The following is a 14,931-nucleotide window of genomic DNA, read 5'->3' as shown; positions in this document are numbered from 1 at the left end:
CCGTCCCGGCCTCAGCGCACCCGCCGCCAACGCGCCTCACAGAACGAATACAGCCCGAACACCACCAGGCCCAGCGCGATCAGCACGAGCAGTGCGGGCCCCATCGGCGTGTCGGCGAACGAGCGCAGCGTCTCGTCGACGCCCTTGGCCCGCTTCGGGTCGAACTTCACCGCCGCCACGAGCACGAACACACCGGCTGCGGCGAACACCACGCCTCGGCTGATGCCGCCGATCATCCCGAGCAGGTCCACCACCCGGCGCTGGAGCGGGCTCATCTCCCCCGTGTTCAGCTTCTCCCGGAACTTGCGCAGCGCGTATCGCACGGCCATCCCGATCCCGAACCCGATCAGCACCAGTCCGGCCAGGCCGACCAGGTACCGGCCGCCGGGCCAGTCCAATGCCTTGGCGGTGAGGTCCTTCGAGGTCTTGTTGCTGCCGCCGCCCTGGTCCTGGCCCTTCCCGCCGCCGGAGTCGCTCGCGGTGAGCGTACGGATCAGCGAGGCGACCACGAAGCCGTAGAAGATCGCCCGGCCCAGCGACATCAGCCGTTTGCCCACCTTGTCGCCGTCCGGCGCGGCCTGCCCGAAGGCGGCCTCGACCAGCCGCCACAGGCACATCCCGATCAGTGCGACGACCAGCACCCACAACATCGCCTCGCCGAACGGCTTGTTGCCGATCTCCTCGACGGCACCGCCGCGGTCGGCCTCCTGGTTCTTGTCGCCGAAGGCGATCTGCACCGCGATGGCACCGACGATGATGTACAGCAGCCCGCGTGCGGCGAGCCCCGCCCGGGCAAGGCCGACCATCACCTTGCTGTCCGCGGCCTGCCGCCCCGCGGCCTTGGCCGCCCGACCCGATTCGGCCATGGAAGCTGACCCTGACATGTCGTATCCCCAATGCTTCCCGGAGCGCCTTTCGCGGCCGTGCCGTATGGCATCCGGCTGGGCTGACGTCTGCCCGGACCGGACGCGGGCAAACGGCAGGCAAAACCGCGACGGACACCGGGGAAGAAGCGGCCAGGAGGCGGTGGGGAAGGTCAGTGGAAGGCGTCCAGCCCGGTGAGCGCCTTGCCGATGACCAGGGTGTGCATCTCGGAGGTGCCCTCGTAGGTCAGCACCGACTCCAGGTTGTTCATGTGTCGGATCACCGGGTATTCCAGCGAGATCCCGTTGGCGCCCAGGATCGTGCGCGCCTCGCGGGCGATCGCGATCGCCTCACGGACGTTGTTGAGCTTGCCGAAGCTGATCTGCTCCGGCCGCACCGCACCCGCGTCCTTGCGCCGACCCAGGTGCAGCGCGAGCAGGTGCGCCTTGCCGATCTCCACCGCCATGTCCGCCAGCTTGGCCTGGGTCAGCTGGAATGCGCCGATCGGCCGGCCGAACTGCTCGCGCGTGCGGGCGTAGTCCAGCGCGGACTCGAAGCACGAGCGAGCCGCGCCGACCGAGCCCCACACGATGCCGTACCGGGCCTCGCCCAGACACGTCAGCGGACCGCGCATGCCCACCACGTCGGGCAACACCGCATCGGCCGGCAGCCGCACCTCGTCCAGCGTCAACTCGCTGGTGATCGACGCGCGCAGGGACATCTTGTGCTTGATGTCGCGGGCGGCGAACCCGGCGGTGTCGGTGGGTACCACGAAGCCGCGCACGCCCTCCTCGGTCTGCGCCCAGATCACCGCGACATCCGCCACCGAACCGTTGGTGATCCACATCTTGCGACCGCTGAGCACCCAGTCGTCACCGTCGCGCTTGGCGTGCGTACGCATCGACGCCGGGTCCGAGCCGTGGTCGGGCTCGGTCAGGCCGTAGCAGCCCAGCGCCTCGCCGGCGGCCAGCCGAGGCAGCCAGGTACTCCGCTGCTCCTCGCTGCCGAAGCGGTGGATCGCGAACATCGCCAGCGAGCCCTGTACCGACACCAACGAGCGCAACCCCGAGTCGCACGCCTCCAGTTCCAGGCAGGCCAGGCCGTACTGCACGGCACTGGTCCCGGCGCAGCCGTAACCGTCCAGGGTCATCCCGAGCACGCCGATCCCGCCCAGCCCGCGGGCCAGTTCGCGCACGTCGGGCAGGGCCCCGCGCTCGAACCACTCGGCCACGTACGGCGCGACCCGGTCGGCGCAGAACCGGCGCACGGTGTCCCGGATCGCCTTGTCCTCGGGGTCGAGCAGATCGTCGATACCGAGCGGGTCCATCGGGTCGAACGCGGGTGCCTTGGCCATACGGGCGCCTCCTGATGCGAGTCGGCGGACCCGAACGACGCCGGACGGGTCCCGGTAGATTGCCCCGAACATAGATCCGGAACACGGGGAGCGCCACCATGACCCAACCACCACCGGAACCGCATCCCCTGTTCGGGGAAGGTGCGGGTCGGCCCGGTGAGACGCCCGAGGAACGGCGTCGCCGGCTGGAGGAGGAAGAGGCGCGTCGACGGCGCAGCGAGCGCCGCGAGGATCTGGTGGAGGGCATCGGCGAACTCGGCGGCCCGCCGTCGGGCGGCGGATCGGGTGGTGGCTCGGGTGGTGGCTCGGGCGGTGGCTCGGGCGGCGGTCGTGGGGGCGACGGCGGCGGGGGTGGCGGCGGGGGCTGCTGTGGCCGCGGCGGCAGCAGGGACCGAGGCGACCGCGACAGCGGTGGTGGCGGTGGTGGCGGTCACGGCAGCGGAGGGGGCGGCGACTGCGGCTGCGACGCGTGCCTGATCGGCATGTTCTCGCTGCGCCTGATGTGGATCGCGCTGACCGGCCTGCTCCGCCCGCGCGGTGGCCCGCCCGCCCGCCGGCTCGGCGCCGCCGTCGAGCGCTACCGCACCGAGATCAGCCCGCTGAGGCCACCGTGCTGCAACTTCACGCCGTCCTGTTCGACCTACGGCAAGAAGGCCCTGCATCGGCACGGCGCGGTCCGGGGTACCTATCTGACCGCTCGACGACTGATCCGCTGCCGGCCCGGCAACGGCGGCTTCGACCCGGTGCCGCCCGCACGGCGGCCCGAGCAGCGCTGACCCGCCGGAAAAGGCGCGGTCGGGGGTGGGCTCGGCCCACCCCCGACCGGTCCTCACTTCTTGGGTGACGGCGAGCGGCGCATCTCCTTGTGGATCAGCTTCCACTCCCGGGCCCGTTCGGCCCGGATGCGGTGGTCCTCGCGCGAGGCGATCCAGCGTGCCTCGCGCAACAGTTTGCGATAGCTGTCCAGGCGACGCTGCGGAAGCTCGCCCGCCTCGATCGCGGCGAGCACCGCGCAGCCGGGCTCGCTCTCGTGCGTGCAGTCGGCGAAGCGGCAGTCCGGGATCAGGGCGTCGATGTCCGCGAAGGTGCGGTCCAGGCCCTCGCCGACGTCGTACATGCCGACCCCGCGCATGCCGGGGGTGTCCACGAGCACGCCGCCGTTCGGCAACGGCACCAACTCGCGCCACGTGGTGGTGTGTCGGCCCTTGCCGTCGCCGCGCACCTCCTGGACCGAGGTCACCTCGGCGCCGGCGAGCGCGTTGGTGAGCGTGGACTTGCCCGCGCCGGAGGTGCCGATCAGGGCGACGGTCCGGCCGGCGGTGTACGCCTGGAGTACGTCCAGACCCTCGCCGGTGAGTGCACTGGCGACCACGACGTCCACGCCCATGGCCACGGCTTCGACGTCCGCGCGCAGGTCGTCGGCGTCCGCCGCGAGGTCGGCCTTGGTGAGCACGACCAGCGGCGTGCCGCCGCTCTCCCAGGCGAGCGTGAGCAGCCGCTCCAGGCGGCCGAGGTCGGGCGCGGCGTCCAACGGGACGACGGCGCCGATCAGATCGACGTTGACCGCGAGGACCTGGCCCGCCGAGCGCCCGGAGGCCTGCGAGCGCACCAGCGCGGTCCGGCGGTCCAACAGGGCCGCGACGAAGGCCTCGCGGCCGTCGTCGGGAAACTCCAGTGCGGCCCAGTCGCCGGTGCACGGCAGTTCGCCGTCGCCGTGCGCGGCCCGCACGGTGCCGTCGGCGGTGACCACCTCGCACAACGAACGGTCCACCCGGGCGATCCGTCCGGGCACGAGGCCGTGCGTGCGGTAGGGGGCGAATTCGGTGTCCCGGTCCGCGTCCCAGCCGTAGGCGGCGAGCACGTCGGAGGTCGGCACGAAAGCGGTGTCGGAAGAAGCAGAGGTGTTGCGGGAAGCGTGATGCTGCCGGGAAGACAAGCCGGTGGCCCTTCGAGGGGCGGATCCGCCGACCTGCGCGCCGTCACGACGAACGACGTGGCGCGGCTACGCGGTGCGAATCCGAGAGGCGGAGAAGTGGAATGAGGTCCAGCCCGTCCGGGCGACCGTCATCGAGGTCGTGTTCACGACATTCCACCTCCCACCTGTTCCGTGCGGCCTCGGGCCGCGCTCTCGGGCACTGTGCGGGCCCAAGGGCCACGCGTGCAGCCTAGGCCATCACGGGCGGTCGCGTCGAGCGTGTTCCTGCTCGCCGACCGCCGGCCGACTCGGCCGCGGCGGCCACGCGGTGTCGTCCAACGGCAGGCCGGGCAACTCCTGTCCGGCCGGCATGTGCAGGCTCGGCGGCTGACCGTTGGTGGGCGGCGGACCCGGCGGGCGCGGCGGCCGGGACGGCATCCGGGGCAGGTCGGCGGCCCGGCGGGCGCCGTTGGCACGGCCGTTGATGGTGCCCGGGTCGTTGCGCTTGGCATCGCGCGCGTGGATCGCCCAGCGCTCGGGGAACTCGGACGGCGGCTCGGCGATGTCGGGGAGTTCGCCGTGGATGACGGTGTCCTCCATCTCGTCGTGGTCGTCCGAAACCGGCGTCCAGTCGCCGGGGTTGCCGCGGTGGCGGCCCGAGCGCAGGTGCTCCATGGCCGCGGCGATCTCCTCGGCGGCCTTCTCCTTGTCCCGCTCGGCGCGCGCCTGCGCGGTCTCCTGGCTGGGCCAGACCTGGTCGATGGCGGCGTTGACGGCCGCGCCGATGAGCACGGCCATGGCCGCGAAGTACATCCAGACCATGACCGCGACCGGAGCCGCCAGGGAGCCGTAGACGGTGGGGCCGTCGATGGTGGTGGCGAGGTAGACGCGCAGCAGGAAGCTGCCGACGATGCACAGGAGCAGGGCCACCAGCGCGCCCGGTATGTCCTCGCGCCACGGCGTCCGCACCGGCACCGACACGTGGTAGAGCGAAGTCAGGAAGCACACCGACAGCACCACCAGGACCGGCCAGTACAGGATGTGCACGGTCCCCTCGAAGTGCGGGAACGCCTTGACCACCAACTCGGGGCCGGCCACCAGGAGCGGGATCAGGAACATCCCGAGCAGCAGGCCGACCACATAGAGGGTGAAGGACAGCAGCCGGGTGCGCACGATGCCGCGCTTGCCGGAGAGGCCGTACATGATCGTGATGGTGTCGACGTAGACGTTGAGCGCGCGCGAGCCGGACCACAGCGCGATCAGGAAGCCGGCCGAGATGATGTCCGCGCGTCCGGAGTCGAACACGTCGTTGACCAGGGGCACGACCACCTGCTCGGTGCTCTTGCTGGAGAGCACCGAACCGGCGGCCTTGACGATGTCCGCCTTCAGGTCGTTGACGGTGCTGCCGCCGAGCATGCCGTGCAGGTAGCCGACGGTACCGGCGAGCCCGAGCAGCAGCGGGGGCAGCGAGAGCAGCATGAAGAACCCGGCCTCGGCGGCCAGGCCGGTCACCCGGTGGTTGAAGCAGGAGATCACCGTCTCGCGGAGTATCCGCCACAGTGCGCTCCGCAACCGGATGCGACCGGCACCTCGCAGGCGAGGTCGTTGTTGGTAGTCCGCTGCCACCCCTTTAAGGTATCCGGCCGGGGGCCCGACATTCGCCAAGTCGCCGTCCGGGTGAATACCGCCTTCCGGCAGGGTTCTCCCCGGGTCGCCTCTTTCGACCGTCCGCGCCGGTCAGCGGCTGGGCACCAGCACCCCGGAGAGCCTGCTGAGCACCCGGGCCGCGGTCCGCAGCTCCTCGGCCGGCAGGTCGGCGAAAGCGCTCTCCCACGTCTCCCGGAACAGCGCGTCGAGCCGGTACAGCTCACGCCGCCCGGCCGGGGTCAGGCGCACCACCGAGCCGCCTCGCCCGCGCCCGGCGCGCGCCGCCTCGACCAGCCCCTCGCGCCCGTGCACGTCCAACAGGTCGCGCACGGCCGATCCGGACAGGCCGAGCACTCGGGCCAGCCGCTCGTTGTCCAGGTCGAGTTCGTCGGCGAGCGCCGCGAGCAGTCGGTACCGGGTACCGTCGGCTCCGGCGTCGACCGGACCGGCCTGCCCGGCGCGATCGGCGCGGATCGCGGAGAGGAAACCGTTGAGGGCGTAGCGCAGCGTCTCGACCGCTTCCTCACGACGCAGCTCCGGCCGCTCGGCGGTGGGTCCGGCGGCGGATTCGACCGTGCATACGGAGCGCGTTCTGCGCCGGGGCGCGCCCAGAACCTCGCCTGGCATACCCATCAGCTCCTCGTCCACTGTGGTGCGTGGGCCGCGTACCGTCCGGGGTAACGGAATCCGGCCTCCCGTACCGTAACCAACCGCGGCGACGATCCATGCCGCGGTCGGTGTGGAAGATCGGCTCATCTCATAATGTGGGCACGCGTGTTCGACATGTGAGATGAGCGTTCGTATCCCGGACAGTGATGGACTGCTTTCCGGCACCATGTCAATCTTTGCGACATGTCACGCGCCGGTATTGCTCTCGTAGGTCGACTCCACGTCGACCTCGGACGCATGTCCAGCGCCGTCTGTTCGCCGGTCTGACGACCCGCCCGTTGCACCTGTCTGCCGGGCGCGCGGTCGCACCGGCACCACGACTCTCACGGCCGGTCCGGCGAGGGTGCGGCCGGATGCTCCCCCGTGCGTCCCCCACCGATCCGCCCGGAGGACGCTCCCCATGGCCGCCACTACCGACACCGCCGGCAGCGGTCCCCGCGCCCGCAAGACCGCTCGCCATCGCGGCGAGGGTCAGTGGGCCCTCGGCCATCACGAGCCGCTCAACGGGAACGAGCAGTTCAAGAAGGACGACGACGGTCTCAATGTGCGCGCGCGCATCGAGAACGTCTACGCCCATCGCGGCTTCTCCTCGATCGACCCCAACGACCTGCGCGGCCGGATGCGTTGGTGGGGCCTGTACACCCAGCGCAAGCCCGGGATCGACGGCGGCAAGACCGGTGTGCTGGAGCCGCACGAGCTCGACGACGAATACTTCATGCTGCGCGTGCGGGTGGACGGCGGCCGGCTGAACCTGGCCCAGTTGCGGGCCATCGCCGAGGTCTCCGAGCGTTTCGCCCGCGGCACCGCGGACGTCACCGACCGGCAGAACGTGCAGTTCCACTGGATCCGGATCGAGGACGTGCCGGAGATCTGGCGGATCCTGGAGGGCGTCGGCCTGTCCACGACCGAGGCCTGCGGTGACACCCCGCGCGTGGTGCTCGGCTCCCCGGTGGCCGGCGTCGCCGAGGAAGAGATCATCGACGGCACCTGGGCGATCGACGAGATCAACCGGCTCTACATCGGCAAGCCCGAATACTCGAACCTGCCGCGCAAGTTCAAGACCGCGATCTCCGGATCTCCGCTGCTGGACGTCGCGCACGAGATCAACGACGTGTCCTTCGTCGGTGTCGTGCACCCCGAGTTCGGTCCCGGCTTCGACGTGTGGGTCGGCGGCGGGTTGTCCACCAACCCCAAGCTCGCGGTCCGCCTGGGCACGTGGGTCCCGCTGGAGGAGGTGCCGCAGGTCTGGGAAGGGGTCATCTCGATCTTCCGCGACTACGGCTACCGCCGGTTGCGCAACCGTGCGCGCTTGAAGTTCCTGGTCGCCGACTGGGGGCCGGAGCGCTTCCGCGAGGTGCTGGAGAACGAGTACCTGCAACGCAAGCTGGTCGACGGCCCCGCCCCCGAAGCGCCCGCGCAGGTGTGGCGCGACCACGTGGGCGTGCGTCCGCAAAAGGGCGGCGGCTTCTACGTCGGCTTCGCGCCGCGTGTGGGTCGGGTCGACGGCGCCACGCTCGGCAAGATCGCCGACCTGGCCGAGCGGCACGGCTCGGACCGGGTGCGCACCACGGTCGAGCAGAAGATGCTCATCCTGGACGTCGCCGAGGACAAGGTCGCCTCGCTCAAGGAGGGCCTGGAGGCCCTCGGCCTGCGGGTGGACCCGAGCCCGTTCCGGCGCGGCACGATGGCCTGCACCGGCATCGAGTTCTGCAAGCTGGCGATCGTGGAGACCAAGGGCCGCGGGATCCGGCTGATCGACGAACTCGAGCAGCGGCTGCCGCAGTTCGACCAGCCGATCACGATCAACATCAACGGTTGCCCGAACGCCTGCGCCCGGATCCAGGTCGCCGACATCGGCCTCAAGGGTCAGCTGGTGCTGGACGACGACGGCGAGCAGGTCGAGGGCTACCAGGTGCACCTGGGCGGCGGGCTGGGCCTGGACCCCGGTTTCGGGCGCAAGATCCGCGGCCTCAAGGTGACCTCGGCGGGCCTGGCCGACTACATCGAGCGCGTGCTGCGCCGCTTCGAGGAGCAGCGCACCGAGGGTGAGCGCTTCGCCCAGTGGGCCGTGCGCGCGGCCGACGCGGACCTGTCGTGAGCGCCGCCGGCGGCGCCGAGCCGGGTCAGCGGGCCGTTCCGTTCTACTGCCCCTTCTGCGGCGACGAGGACCTTCGTCCGCACGAGGAGGGACACGGCACCTGGCTGTGCTCGGCCTGCCGGCGGGTGTTCTCGCTGAAGTTCCTGGGGCTGGCCTTCCCCGAGAAGCACAGCCCGGAAAAGCACGGCCCGGAACAGCACGGCACCGGGAAGCACGGTCCGCAGGGCCACGGCACCACCCGAACCGAACCGGAGCACGACGAGTCGATCACGCAGGAGGAGGGCCGATGACCGTCACCGAGACCACCGACCTCGAGGCACTCGCGAACCGCGCCGGCCTCGAACTCGAGGACGCGACCGCGTCGGAGATCCTGGCCTGGACGCACGAGCGGTTCGGCCCGGCGTGGTGCGTGACGTCCTCGATGGAGGACGCCGTGGTGGCACACCTCGCCTCGCGGGTGGCGCCCGGTGTGGACGTGGTCTTCCTGGACACCGGCTACCACTTCCCCGAGACCATCGGCACCCGTGACGCGGTCGCGGCGGTCTACGACGTCAACGTGATCACGGTGCACCCGGAGCTGACCGTCGTCGAGCAGGACGCGAAGTACGGCGCGGCGCTGCACGATCGCGACCCCGACGCGTGCTGCGCGATGCGCAAGGTGGCGCCGCTGGAGCGGTCGCTGACGAACTACCGGGCGTGGGCCACCGGGCTGCGCCGGGACGACTCGCCGAGTCGGGCGAACACCCCGGTCGTGTCCTGGGACGCACGCCGGCAGAAGGTCAAGGTCGCCCCGATCGCCCGCTGGACGCAGGACGACGTGGACGCCTACGTGGCCGAGCACGGGGTGCTGACCAACCCGCTGCTGATGGACGGCTACGCCTCGATCGGCTGTGCGCCCTGCACCCGCCGGGTGGCCCCCGGCGAGGACGCCCGCGCCGGCCGGTGGGCCGGCAACGGCAAGACCGAGTGCGGGATCCACACATGACCGGCCCGATACGCATCACGGCACCGTGCTCGACGAAGACGAAGGAGGGGTTGGCGTGACCACGACGATCGACAAGGGCACCGCACCCGGAGCCCTGACCCACCTGGACGCGTTGGAAGCCGAGTCCGTGCACATCTTCCGCGAGGTGGCGGGCGAGTTCGAGAAGCCGGTGATCCTGTTCTCCGGCGGCAAGGACTCGATCGTGATGCTGCATCTGGCGCGCAAGGCGTTCTGGCCCGCGCCGGTGCCGTTCGCCCTGCTGCACGTCGATACCGGGCACAACTTCCCGGAGGTCATCGAATACCGCGACCGGGTGGTGGCCGAGCACAACCTGCGGCTGCACGTGGCCAGCGTGCAGGACTTCATCGACAACGGCCGGCTGCGCGAGCGCCCGGACGGCACCCGCAACCCGTTGCAGACCGTCCCGCTGCTCGAATCGATCGAGTCGAACCGCTTCGACGCGGTGTTCGGCGGCGGCCGGCGCGACGAGGAGAAGGCCCGCGCCAAGGAGCGGGTGTTCTCGCTGCGCGACGAGTTCGGCGCCTGGGACCCGCGCCGGCAGCGGCCCGAGCTGTGGCAGCTGTACAACGGCCGGCACCGCGTGGGCGAGCACGTGCGGGTGTTCCCGATCTCGAACTGGACCGAGCTGGACGTGTGGCAGTACATCGAGCGGGAGGCGATCGCGCTGCCGCAGATCTACTTCTCGCACGAGCGGGACGTCTTCGAGCGCAACGGGATGTGGCTCTCGCCCGGCGAGTGGGGCGGGCCGAGGGGCGACGAGGAGGTCGTGCGCCGCGTGGTGCGCTACCGCACGGTCGGCGACATGAGTTGCACCGGCGCCGTCGACTCCCCCGCCACGACGGTGGCGGACGTGATCGCCGAGATCGCAGTGAGCAGGCTGACCGAACGAGGTGCCACGCGCGCGGACGACAAGATGTCCGAAGCCGCGATGGAGGACCGCAAGCGCGAGGGGTACTTCTAGCCATGAGTGGGACTTCCGAGATTTCCCCGGACGCCCTGTCGTCCGCGGACGAGCGCGTGGGTCTGCTCCGGCTGGCCACCGCCGGTTCCGTCGACGACGGCAAGTCCACCCTGGTGGGCCGGCTCCTGCACGACTCCAAGTCCGTGCTGACCGACCAGCTGGAGGCGGTCACCCGGGTCAGCAACGAGCGCGGCCAGGAGGAGGCCGACCTCGCGCTGCTCACCGACGGGCTGCGGGCCGAGCGCGAGCAGGGCATCACCATCGACGTCGCGTACCGCTACTTCGCCACCGCCAGGCGCCGGTTCATCCTCGCCGACACCCCGGGCCACGTGCAGTACACCCGCAACATGGTCACCGGTGCCTCCACCGCGGAGCTGGCCGTGGTGCTGGTGGACGCGCGCAACGGCGTGGTCGAGCAGACCCGTCGGCACGCGGCCGTCGCGGCGCTGCTGCGGGTGCCGCACGTGGTGCTCGCGGTGAACAAGATGGACCTGGTCGGCTACAGCGAGGAGCGCTTCGCCGAGGTCGCCAACACGTTCGCCGAGTACGCCGAGGCGCTGGGTGTGCCGGACGTGCGCTCGATCCCGGTCTCCGCGCTGCGCGGCGACAACGTGGTGGACCCCAGCTCGCACATGGACTGGTTCTCCGGGCCGACGCTGCTGGAGTACCTGGAGACGGTCCCGGTGGAGACCGACCCGACACTGGAGCCCGCGCGCTTCCCGGTGCAGTACGTGCTGCGTCCGCAGTCGGACGACGAGTACCGCGACTACCGGGGCTACGCCGGCCAGGTCGCCTCCGGGGTGTTCCGCGAGGGCGACGAGATCGTGGTGCTGCCGTCCGGGCAGCGCACCTCGGTCGCGGGCATCGACCGGCTCGGCGTCGCGGTGCGCCAGGCCCGGCAGGGGGAGTCGGTCACCCTGCGGCTGGCCGACGACGTGGACATCTCGCGCGGCGACCTGATCGCTCCGATCGATTCGGCGCCGCAACCCACCCAGGACGTCGAGGCCACCGTGTGCCACGTGGCCGACCGCCCGTTGCGCACCGGCGACCGGGTCCTGCTCAAGCACACCACCCGCACGGTCAAGGCCATCGTCAAGGACATCGCCTACCGCCTGGACCTGAACGCTCCGATCGACGGCGTGCTGGGCCACGAGCAGCACCTGACCGAGCTGCGCGCCAACGACATCGCCCGGGTCGTGCTGCGCACCGCCCAGCCGCTCGCGCTCGACGACTACGCCCTCGGTCGGCGGACCGGTTCCTTCCTGTTGATCGACGAGGCCGACGGTTCGACGCTCACCGCCGGCATGGCCGGCGCCGCGTTCTCCGCGCCGGGTCGATGTCACAGCTGACGCGATCGCGGGTCTGACCACCCGCTTTTGACGCTCCGTCGGCCACACCCGTGACATCGTCCGCCGCCGTCCACCACACACGTCGTCCCGGCCCGCGCACAACGCGCGGGCCCGAGGAAAGGTCCCCGCATGTCCGTTTTCAGGACAAACCGCCGCAGATCGATACGTACCGGCTTCGCTGCCGCCCTCCTCCTGCCGCTGCTCGCGATGTCCGCGTGCGGCTACGGCTCGGACAAGAAGGACGACAAGAACAAGGCACCCGCCGCGGGTGCGGGTCCGGCGACCGCCGGCGGCGCCAAGGCGGGCACCTCGGCCTCGCAGATCCGCCTCGGCTTCTTCGCCAACGTCACCCACGCGACACCGCTGATCGGTCTGAACGAGGGCTTCTTCGCGAAGGAGCTGGGGAGCACCGAGATCAAGCCGCAGGTGTTCAACGCCGGACCGGCCGCGATCGAGGCGCTCAAGGGCGGCTCGATCGACGCGACCTACATCGGCCCGAACCCGTCCATCTCCGGCTTCACGAGCACCAACGGCGAGTTGCTCCGGATCGTGGCGGGCGCCACCTCCGGCGGCGCGTCCCTGGTGGTCAAGCCGGGCATCAACCTGCCGGCCGACCTCAAGGGCAAGAAGATCGCCTCGCCGCAACTCGGCGGCACCCAGGACGTGGCACTGCGGGCCTGGCTGACCAAGGCCGGCTACAGCGTGGACACCTCCGGCAAGGGCGACGTGAGCGTCGTCCCGACGGACAACGCGCAGACCCTGGCCGCGTTCCAGAAGGGCGACCTGGACGGCGCCTGGCTGCCCGAGCCGTGGGCCACCCGACTCGTCCTGGAGGCGGGCGCCAAGGTGCTCGTGGACGAGCGCACGCTGTGGCCGGAGGGCAAGTTCGTCACCACCGACCTGATCGTGACCACCAAGTTCCTCAAGGACCACCCGGACACCGTCGAGGCGCTGCTCAAGGGTCAGGTCGCCGCGAACGACTGGGCCGCGAACAACCAGGACAAGGCCAAGGCGGCGGTCAACAGCAAGATCACCGAATTCGCCGGCAAGCCGCTCGCACAGAACGTGCTCGACGCGGCCTGGCCCAACATCGCCATCACCAACGACCCGCTCGCCGCCTCGCTGCAAAAGCTCTCCGACGACGGCGTCGCGGTCGGCGTGACCAAGAAGCTCGACATCCACGGCATCTACGACCTGACCATCCTGAACAAGGTCCTCGCCGCCGCCGGGAAGCCCGCGGTGAGCGACGGGGGTCTGGGCCCGAAGAAGTAGCGTTCGCGCCGCTTCGATCCGGGTGATCGCGCCCGGATGAGCACTTCCCGCCCGACGCGCCCACCGAGAGAGGTGATCCGGACATGACCCAGACCATCAGCGAGGCCACGCCCACGGCCACGACCCCCGTCGAGACCGGCTTCGCGGTCCGCCTTGACCAGGTCACCAAGGTCTTCGGCCGAGGCGGCGGCACGCCCGTCCTGGACGGCATCGACCTGACCGTCGCCCCGGGCGAGTTCGTCTGCCTCCTGGGCGCGTCGGGCTGCGGGAAGTCCACCCTGCTCAACCTGATCGCCGACCTGGACCGGCCCACCTCGGGCACCATCCAGGTCTCCGGCGACCGCCCCGCGCTGATGTTCCAGGACCACGCGCTGTTCCCCTGGCTGACCGCGGGCAAGAACATCGAACTGGCCCTGAAACTGCGCGGTGTGCCGCGCGATCGGCGCCGGGCCGAGGCGGACGGGCTGCTGGAGCTGGTCCGGCTCGGCGGTGCGTACAACAAGCGCGTACACGAACTGTCCGGCGGCATGCGCCAGCGGGTGGCACTGGCCCGCGCGCTCGCCCAGGCCGGCGACCTGCTGCTGATGGACGAGCCGTTCGCCGCGCTGGACGCGATCACCCGCGACGTGCTGCACGACGAACTGACCCGGATCTGGGCGGAGACCGGCCGCTCCGTGGTGTTCGTGACGCACAACGTGCGCGAGGCGGTCCGGCTCGCCCAGCGGGTGGTGCTGATGTCCTCGCGCCCGGGCCGGATCGCCCGGGAGTGGAACATCGACATCCCCCAGCCGCGCCGGATCGAGTCCACCGGCGTATCCGAGTTGTCCGTCGAGATCACCGACCAGTTGCGAGGGGAGATCCGCCGCCATGGCCGCGCCTGATCTGACCGAGACCGACCCCGAGATCGGGACCGACACCGCGGGCAAGCACGCGGAGGAGGACCTGGCCGGGCTCGAGGCCGGCCTGGACGCGCTGGAGAGCTACGAGAAGGAGCGCAAGCCGTTCTCCCGCGTGCTGCTGGAGAAGGTGCTCCCGCCGGTCATCGCGATCCTGCTGGTGCTGGCCGCGTGGCAGATCGCCTACTGGATGGAGATCAAGCCCCGCTACGCGCTGCCCAGCCCGCAGGACGTGTGGGACGCGTTCCTGGTGCAGTGGCGCAAGGGCACCGTCTTCGACATCCTGTGGACCAGCCTCTCCCGCGGCATCCTGGGCTTTTTGATCGCGGTCGCGATCGGCACGCCGCTGGGCCTGATCGTGGCCCGGGTGAGCTGGATCCGGGCCGCGATCGGCCCGATCCTCTCCGGCCTGCAGTCGCTGCCCTCGGTGGCGTGGGTACCGCCGGCGGTGATCTGGTTCGGCCTGAACAACAGCGCGATCTACGCGGTCGTGCTGCTCGGCGCGGTGCCCTCGATCGCGAACGGCCTGGTGGCCGGGATCGACCAGATCCCGCCGCTGTACCTGCGGGCCGGCCGGGTGCTCGGCGCCCGCGGCCTCAACAGCGTGTGGCACGTCATGCTGCCCGCGTCGCTGCCCGGCTACGTGGCCGGCCTCAAGCAGGGCTGGGCGTTCTCCTGGCGCTCGCTGATGGCCGCCGAACTGATCGCCGCCGGTCCGGAACTGGGCTCGGGACTGGGCCAGTTGATGGACCAGGGACGCGATCTGGGCGACATGCCGATGATGTTGACCGCGGTCTTCATGATCCTGATCGTGGGTATCGGCATCGAGATGCTGGTCTTCACCCCCGTCGAACGCCTCGTGCTGCGCCAGCGCGGCCTGGCCGCAAGCAAGTAGCCCAC

The 14,931-nt window shown here is 70.8% G+C and carries 15 protein-coding genes; 10 read left to right on the top strand and 5 right to left on the bottom strand.

What is annotated here, in order from left to right:
- Nucleotides 1-11: 11 nt before the first annotated feature.
- Both ACFZBU_RS19140 and ACFZBU_RS19135 read right to left on the bottom strand, forming a co-directional pair.
- Nucleotides 12-884, bottom strand: a complete 873-nt coding sequence (locus ACFZBU_RS19140) for a DUF1206 domain-containing protein (protein ID WP_391584787.1) — start codon at nucleotides 882-884, stop codon at nucleotides 12-14.
- A gap of 152 nt (nucleotides 885-1,036) precedes the next feature.
- Nucleotides 1,037-2,218: an acyl-CoA dehydrogenase family protein gene (locus ACFZBU_RS19135; RefSeq protein ID WP_391584786.1), complete on the bottom strand. Its 1,182-nt coding sequence runs from the start codon at nucleotides 2,216-2,218 to the stop codon at nucleotides 1,037-1,039.
- A gap of 98 nt (nucleotides 2,219-2,316) precedes the next feature.
- On the opposite strand from ACFZBU_RS19135, the gene yidD reads away from it, so the two are divergent.
- Nucleotides 2,317-2,994 (top strand): membrane protein insertion efficiency factor YidD, encoded by a 678-nt coding sequence (yidD, locus tag ACFZBU_RS19130; protein ID WP_391584785.1) that lies wholly within the window; start codon nucleotides 2,317-2,319, stop codon nucleotides 2,992-2,994.
- A 53-nt stretch (nucleotides 2,995-3,047) separates the two neighbouring features.
- Here yidD and rsgA read toward each other — a convergent pair whose 3' ends face one another.
- The 3 genes from rsgA to ACFZBU_RS19115 all read right to left on the bottom strand — a co-directional run bounded on the left by rsgA (nucleotide 3,048) and on the right by ACFZBU_RS19115 (nucleotide 6,407).
- On the bottom strand, nucleotides 3,048-4,094 hold the full coding sequence (rsgA, locus tag ACFZBU_RS19125; RefSeq protein WP_391584784.1) for a ribosome small subunit-dependent GTPase A: 1,047 nt from the start codon (nucleotides 4,092-4,094) through the stop codon (nucleotides 3,048-3,050).
- Nucleotides 4,095-4,391: 297 nt separating this feature from the next.
- Nucleotides 4,392-5,759 (bottom strand): YihY/virulence factor BrkB family protein, encoded by a 1,368-nt coding sequence (locus tag ACFZBU_RS19120; protein WP_391584783.1) that lies wholly within the window; start codon nucleotides 5,757-5,759, stop codon nucleotides 4,392-4,394.
- Nucleotides 5,760-5,870: 111 nt separating this feature from the next.
- Nucleotides 5,871-6,407 (bottom strand): hypothetical protein, encoded by a 537-nt coding sequence (locus ACFZBU_RS19115; RefSeq protein WP_391584782.1) that lies wholly within the window; start codon nucleotides 6,405-6,407, stop codon nucleotides 5,871-5,873.
- Nucleotides 6,408-6,632: 225 nt separating this feature from the next.
- On the opposite strand from ACFZBU_RS19115, the gene ACFZBU_RS19110 reads away from it, so the two are divergent.
- The 9 genes from ACFZBU_RS19110 to ACFZBU_RS19070 all read left to right on the top strand — a co-directional run bounded on the left by ACFZBU_RS19110 (nucleotide 6,633) and on the right by ACFZBU_RS19070 (nucleotide 14,926).
- Nucleotides 6,633-6,716 (top strand): putative leader peptide, encoded by an 84-nt coding sequence (locus ACFZBU_RS19110; RefSeq protein WP_355541009.1) that lies wholly within the window; start codon nucleotides 6,633-6,635, stop codon nucleotides 6,714-6,716.
- A 133-nt stretch (nucleotides 6,717-6,849) separates the two neighbouring features.
- Nucleotides 6,850-8,547, top strand: a complete 1,698-nt coding sequence (locus tag ACFZBU_RS19105) for a nitrite/sulfite reductase (RefSeq protein ID WP_391584781.1) — start codon at nucleotides 6,850-6,852, stop codon at nucleotides 8,545-8,547.
- The gene (locus tag ACFZBU_RS19100) at nucleotides 8,544-8,837 is read left to right on the top strand and encodes a hypothetical protein (protein WP_391585153.1); all 294 of its coding nucleotides are present in this window, start codon (nucleotides 8,544-8,546) and stop codon (nucleotides 8,835-8,837) included. The genes ACFZBU_RS19105 and ACFZBU_RS19100 overlap by 4 nt, the downstream gene beginning before the upstream one ends.
- Nucleotides 8,834-9,532, top strand: coding sequence for a phosphoadenylyl-sulfate reductase (locus ACFZBU_RS19095; protein WP_391584780.1), 699 nt, complete (start codon nucleotides 8,834-8,836; stop codon nucleotides 9,530-9,532). Before ACFZBU_RS19100 ends, ACFZBU_RS19095 begins: the two co-directional genes overlap by 4 nt.
- 55 nt (nucleotides 9,533-9,587) lie before the next feature.
- A complete protein-coding gene (gene cysD, locus ACFZBU_RS19090; protein WP_391584779.1) occupies nucleotides 9,588-10,514 on the top strand; it encodes a sulfate adenylyltransferase subunit CysD in 927 nt (308 codons plus the stop codon).
- Nucleotides 10,515-10,516: 2 nt separating this feature from the next.
- The gene (locus tag ACFZBU_RS19085) at nucleotides 10,517-11,863 is read left to right on the top strand and encodes a sulfate adenylyltransferase subunit 1 (protein ID WP_391584778.1); all 1,347 of its coding nucleotides are present in this window, start codon (nucleotides 10,517-10,519) and stop codon (nucleotides 11,861-11,863) included.
- Between the two features lie 129 nt (nucleotides 11,864-11,992).
- Nucleotides 11,993-13,135 (top strand): ABC transporter substrate-binding protein, encoded by a 1,143-nt coding sequence (locus ACFZBU_RS19080; protein WP_391584777.1) that lies wholly within the window; start codon nucleotides 11,993-11,995, stop codon nucleotides 13,133-13,135.
- Nucleotides 13,136-13,218: 83 nt separating this feature from the next.
- Nucleotides 13,219-14,016, top strand: coding sequence for an ABC transporter ATP-binding protein (locus tag ACFZBU_RS19075; protein ID WP_391584776.1), 798 nt, complete (start codon nucleotides 13,219-13,221; stop codon nucleotides 14,014-14,016).
- On the top strand, nucleotides 14,003-14,926 hold the full coding sequence (locus ACFZBU_RS19070) for an ABC transporter permease (protein WP_391584775.1): 924 nt from the start codon (nucleotides 14,003-14,005) through the stop codon (nucleotides 14,924-14,926). Before ACFZBU_RS19075 ends, ACFZBU_RS19070 begins: the two co-directional genes overlap by 14 nt.
- Nucleotides 14,927-14,931 lie beyond the last annotated feature (5 nt).

It is taken from the genome of Embleya sp. NPDC008237, from assembly GCF_042956465.1.
Taxonomy (GTDB): Bacteria; Actinomycetota; Actinomycetes; order Streptomycetales; family Streptomycetaceae; genus Embleya.
Note: the sequence above shows the minus strand (reverse complement) of the source record. Positions and strands in the feature narration are given on the sequence as shown.

Excerpts from the sequence above, each read along its gene's own strand:
- ACFZBU_RS19095 (WP_391584780.1), top strand. The coding sequence starts at position 8,834 with ATGACCGTCACCGAGACCACCGACCTCGAGGCACTCGCGAACCGCGCC.
- ACFZBU_RS19075 (WP_391584776.1), top strand. The coding sequence starts at position 13,219 with ATGACCCAGACCATCAGCGAGGCCACGCCCACGGCCACGACCCCCGTC.
- ACFZBU_RS19135 (WP_391584786.1), bottom strand. The coding sequence starts at position 2,218 with ATGGCCAAGGCACCCGCGTTCGACCCGATGGACCCGCTCGGTATCGAC.
- ACFZBU_RS19140 (WP_391584787.1), bottom strand. The coding sequence starts at position 884 with ATGTCAGGGTCAGCTTCCATGGCCGAATCGGGTCGGGCGGCCAAGGCC.
- ACFZBU_RS19080 (WP_391584777.1), top strand. The coding sequence starts at position 11,993 with ATGTCCGTTTTCAGGACAAACCGCCGCAGATCGATACGTACCGGCTTC.
- ACFZBU_RS19115 (WP_391584782.1), bottom strand. The coding sequence starts at position 6,407 with ATGCCAGGCGAGGTTCTGGGCGCGCCCCGGCGCAGAACGCGCTCCGTA.
- ACFZBU_RS19105 (WP_391584781.1), top strand. The coding sequence starts at position 6,850 with ATGGCCGCCACTACCGACACCGCCGGCAGCGGTCCCCGCGCCCGCAAG.
- yidD (WP_391584785.1), top strand. The coding sequence starts at position 2,317 with ATGACCCAACCACCACCGGAACCGCATCCCCTGTTCGGGGAAGGTGCG.
- ACFZBU_RS19110 (WP_355541009.1), top strand. The coding sequence starts at position 6,633 with ATGTCACGCGCCGGTATTGCTCTCGTAGGTCGACTCCACGTCGACCTC.
- ACFZBU_RS19070 (WP_391584775.1), top strand. The coding sequence starts at position 14,003 with ATGGCCGCGCCTGATCTGACCGAGACCGACCCCGAGATCGGGACCGAC.
- ACFZBU_RS19085 (WP_391584778.1), top strand. The coding sequence starts at position 10,517 with ATGAGTGGGACTTCCGAGATTTCCCCGGACGCCCTGTCGTCCGCGGAC.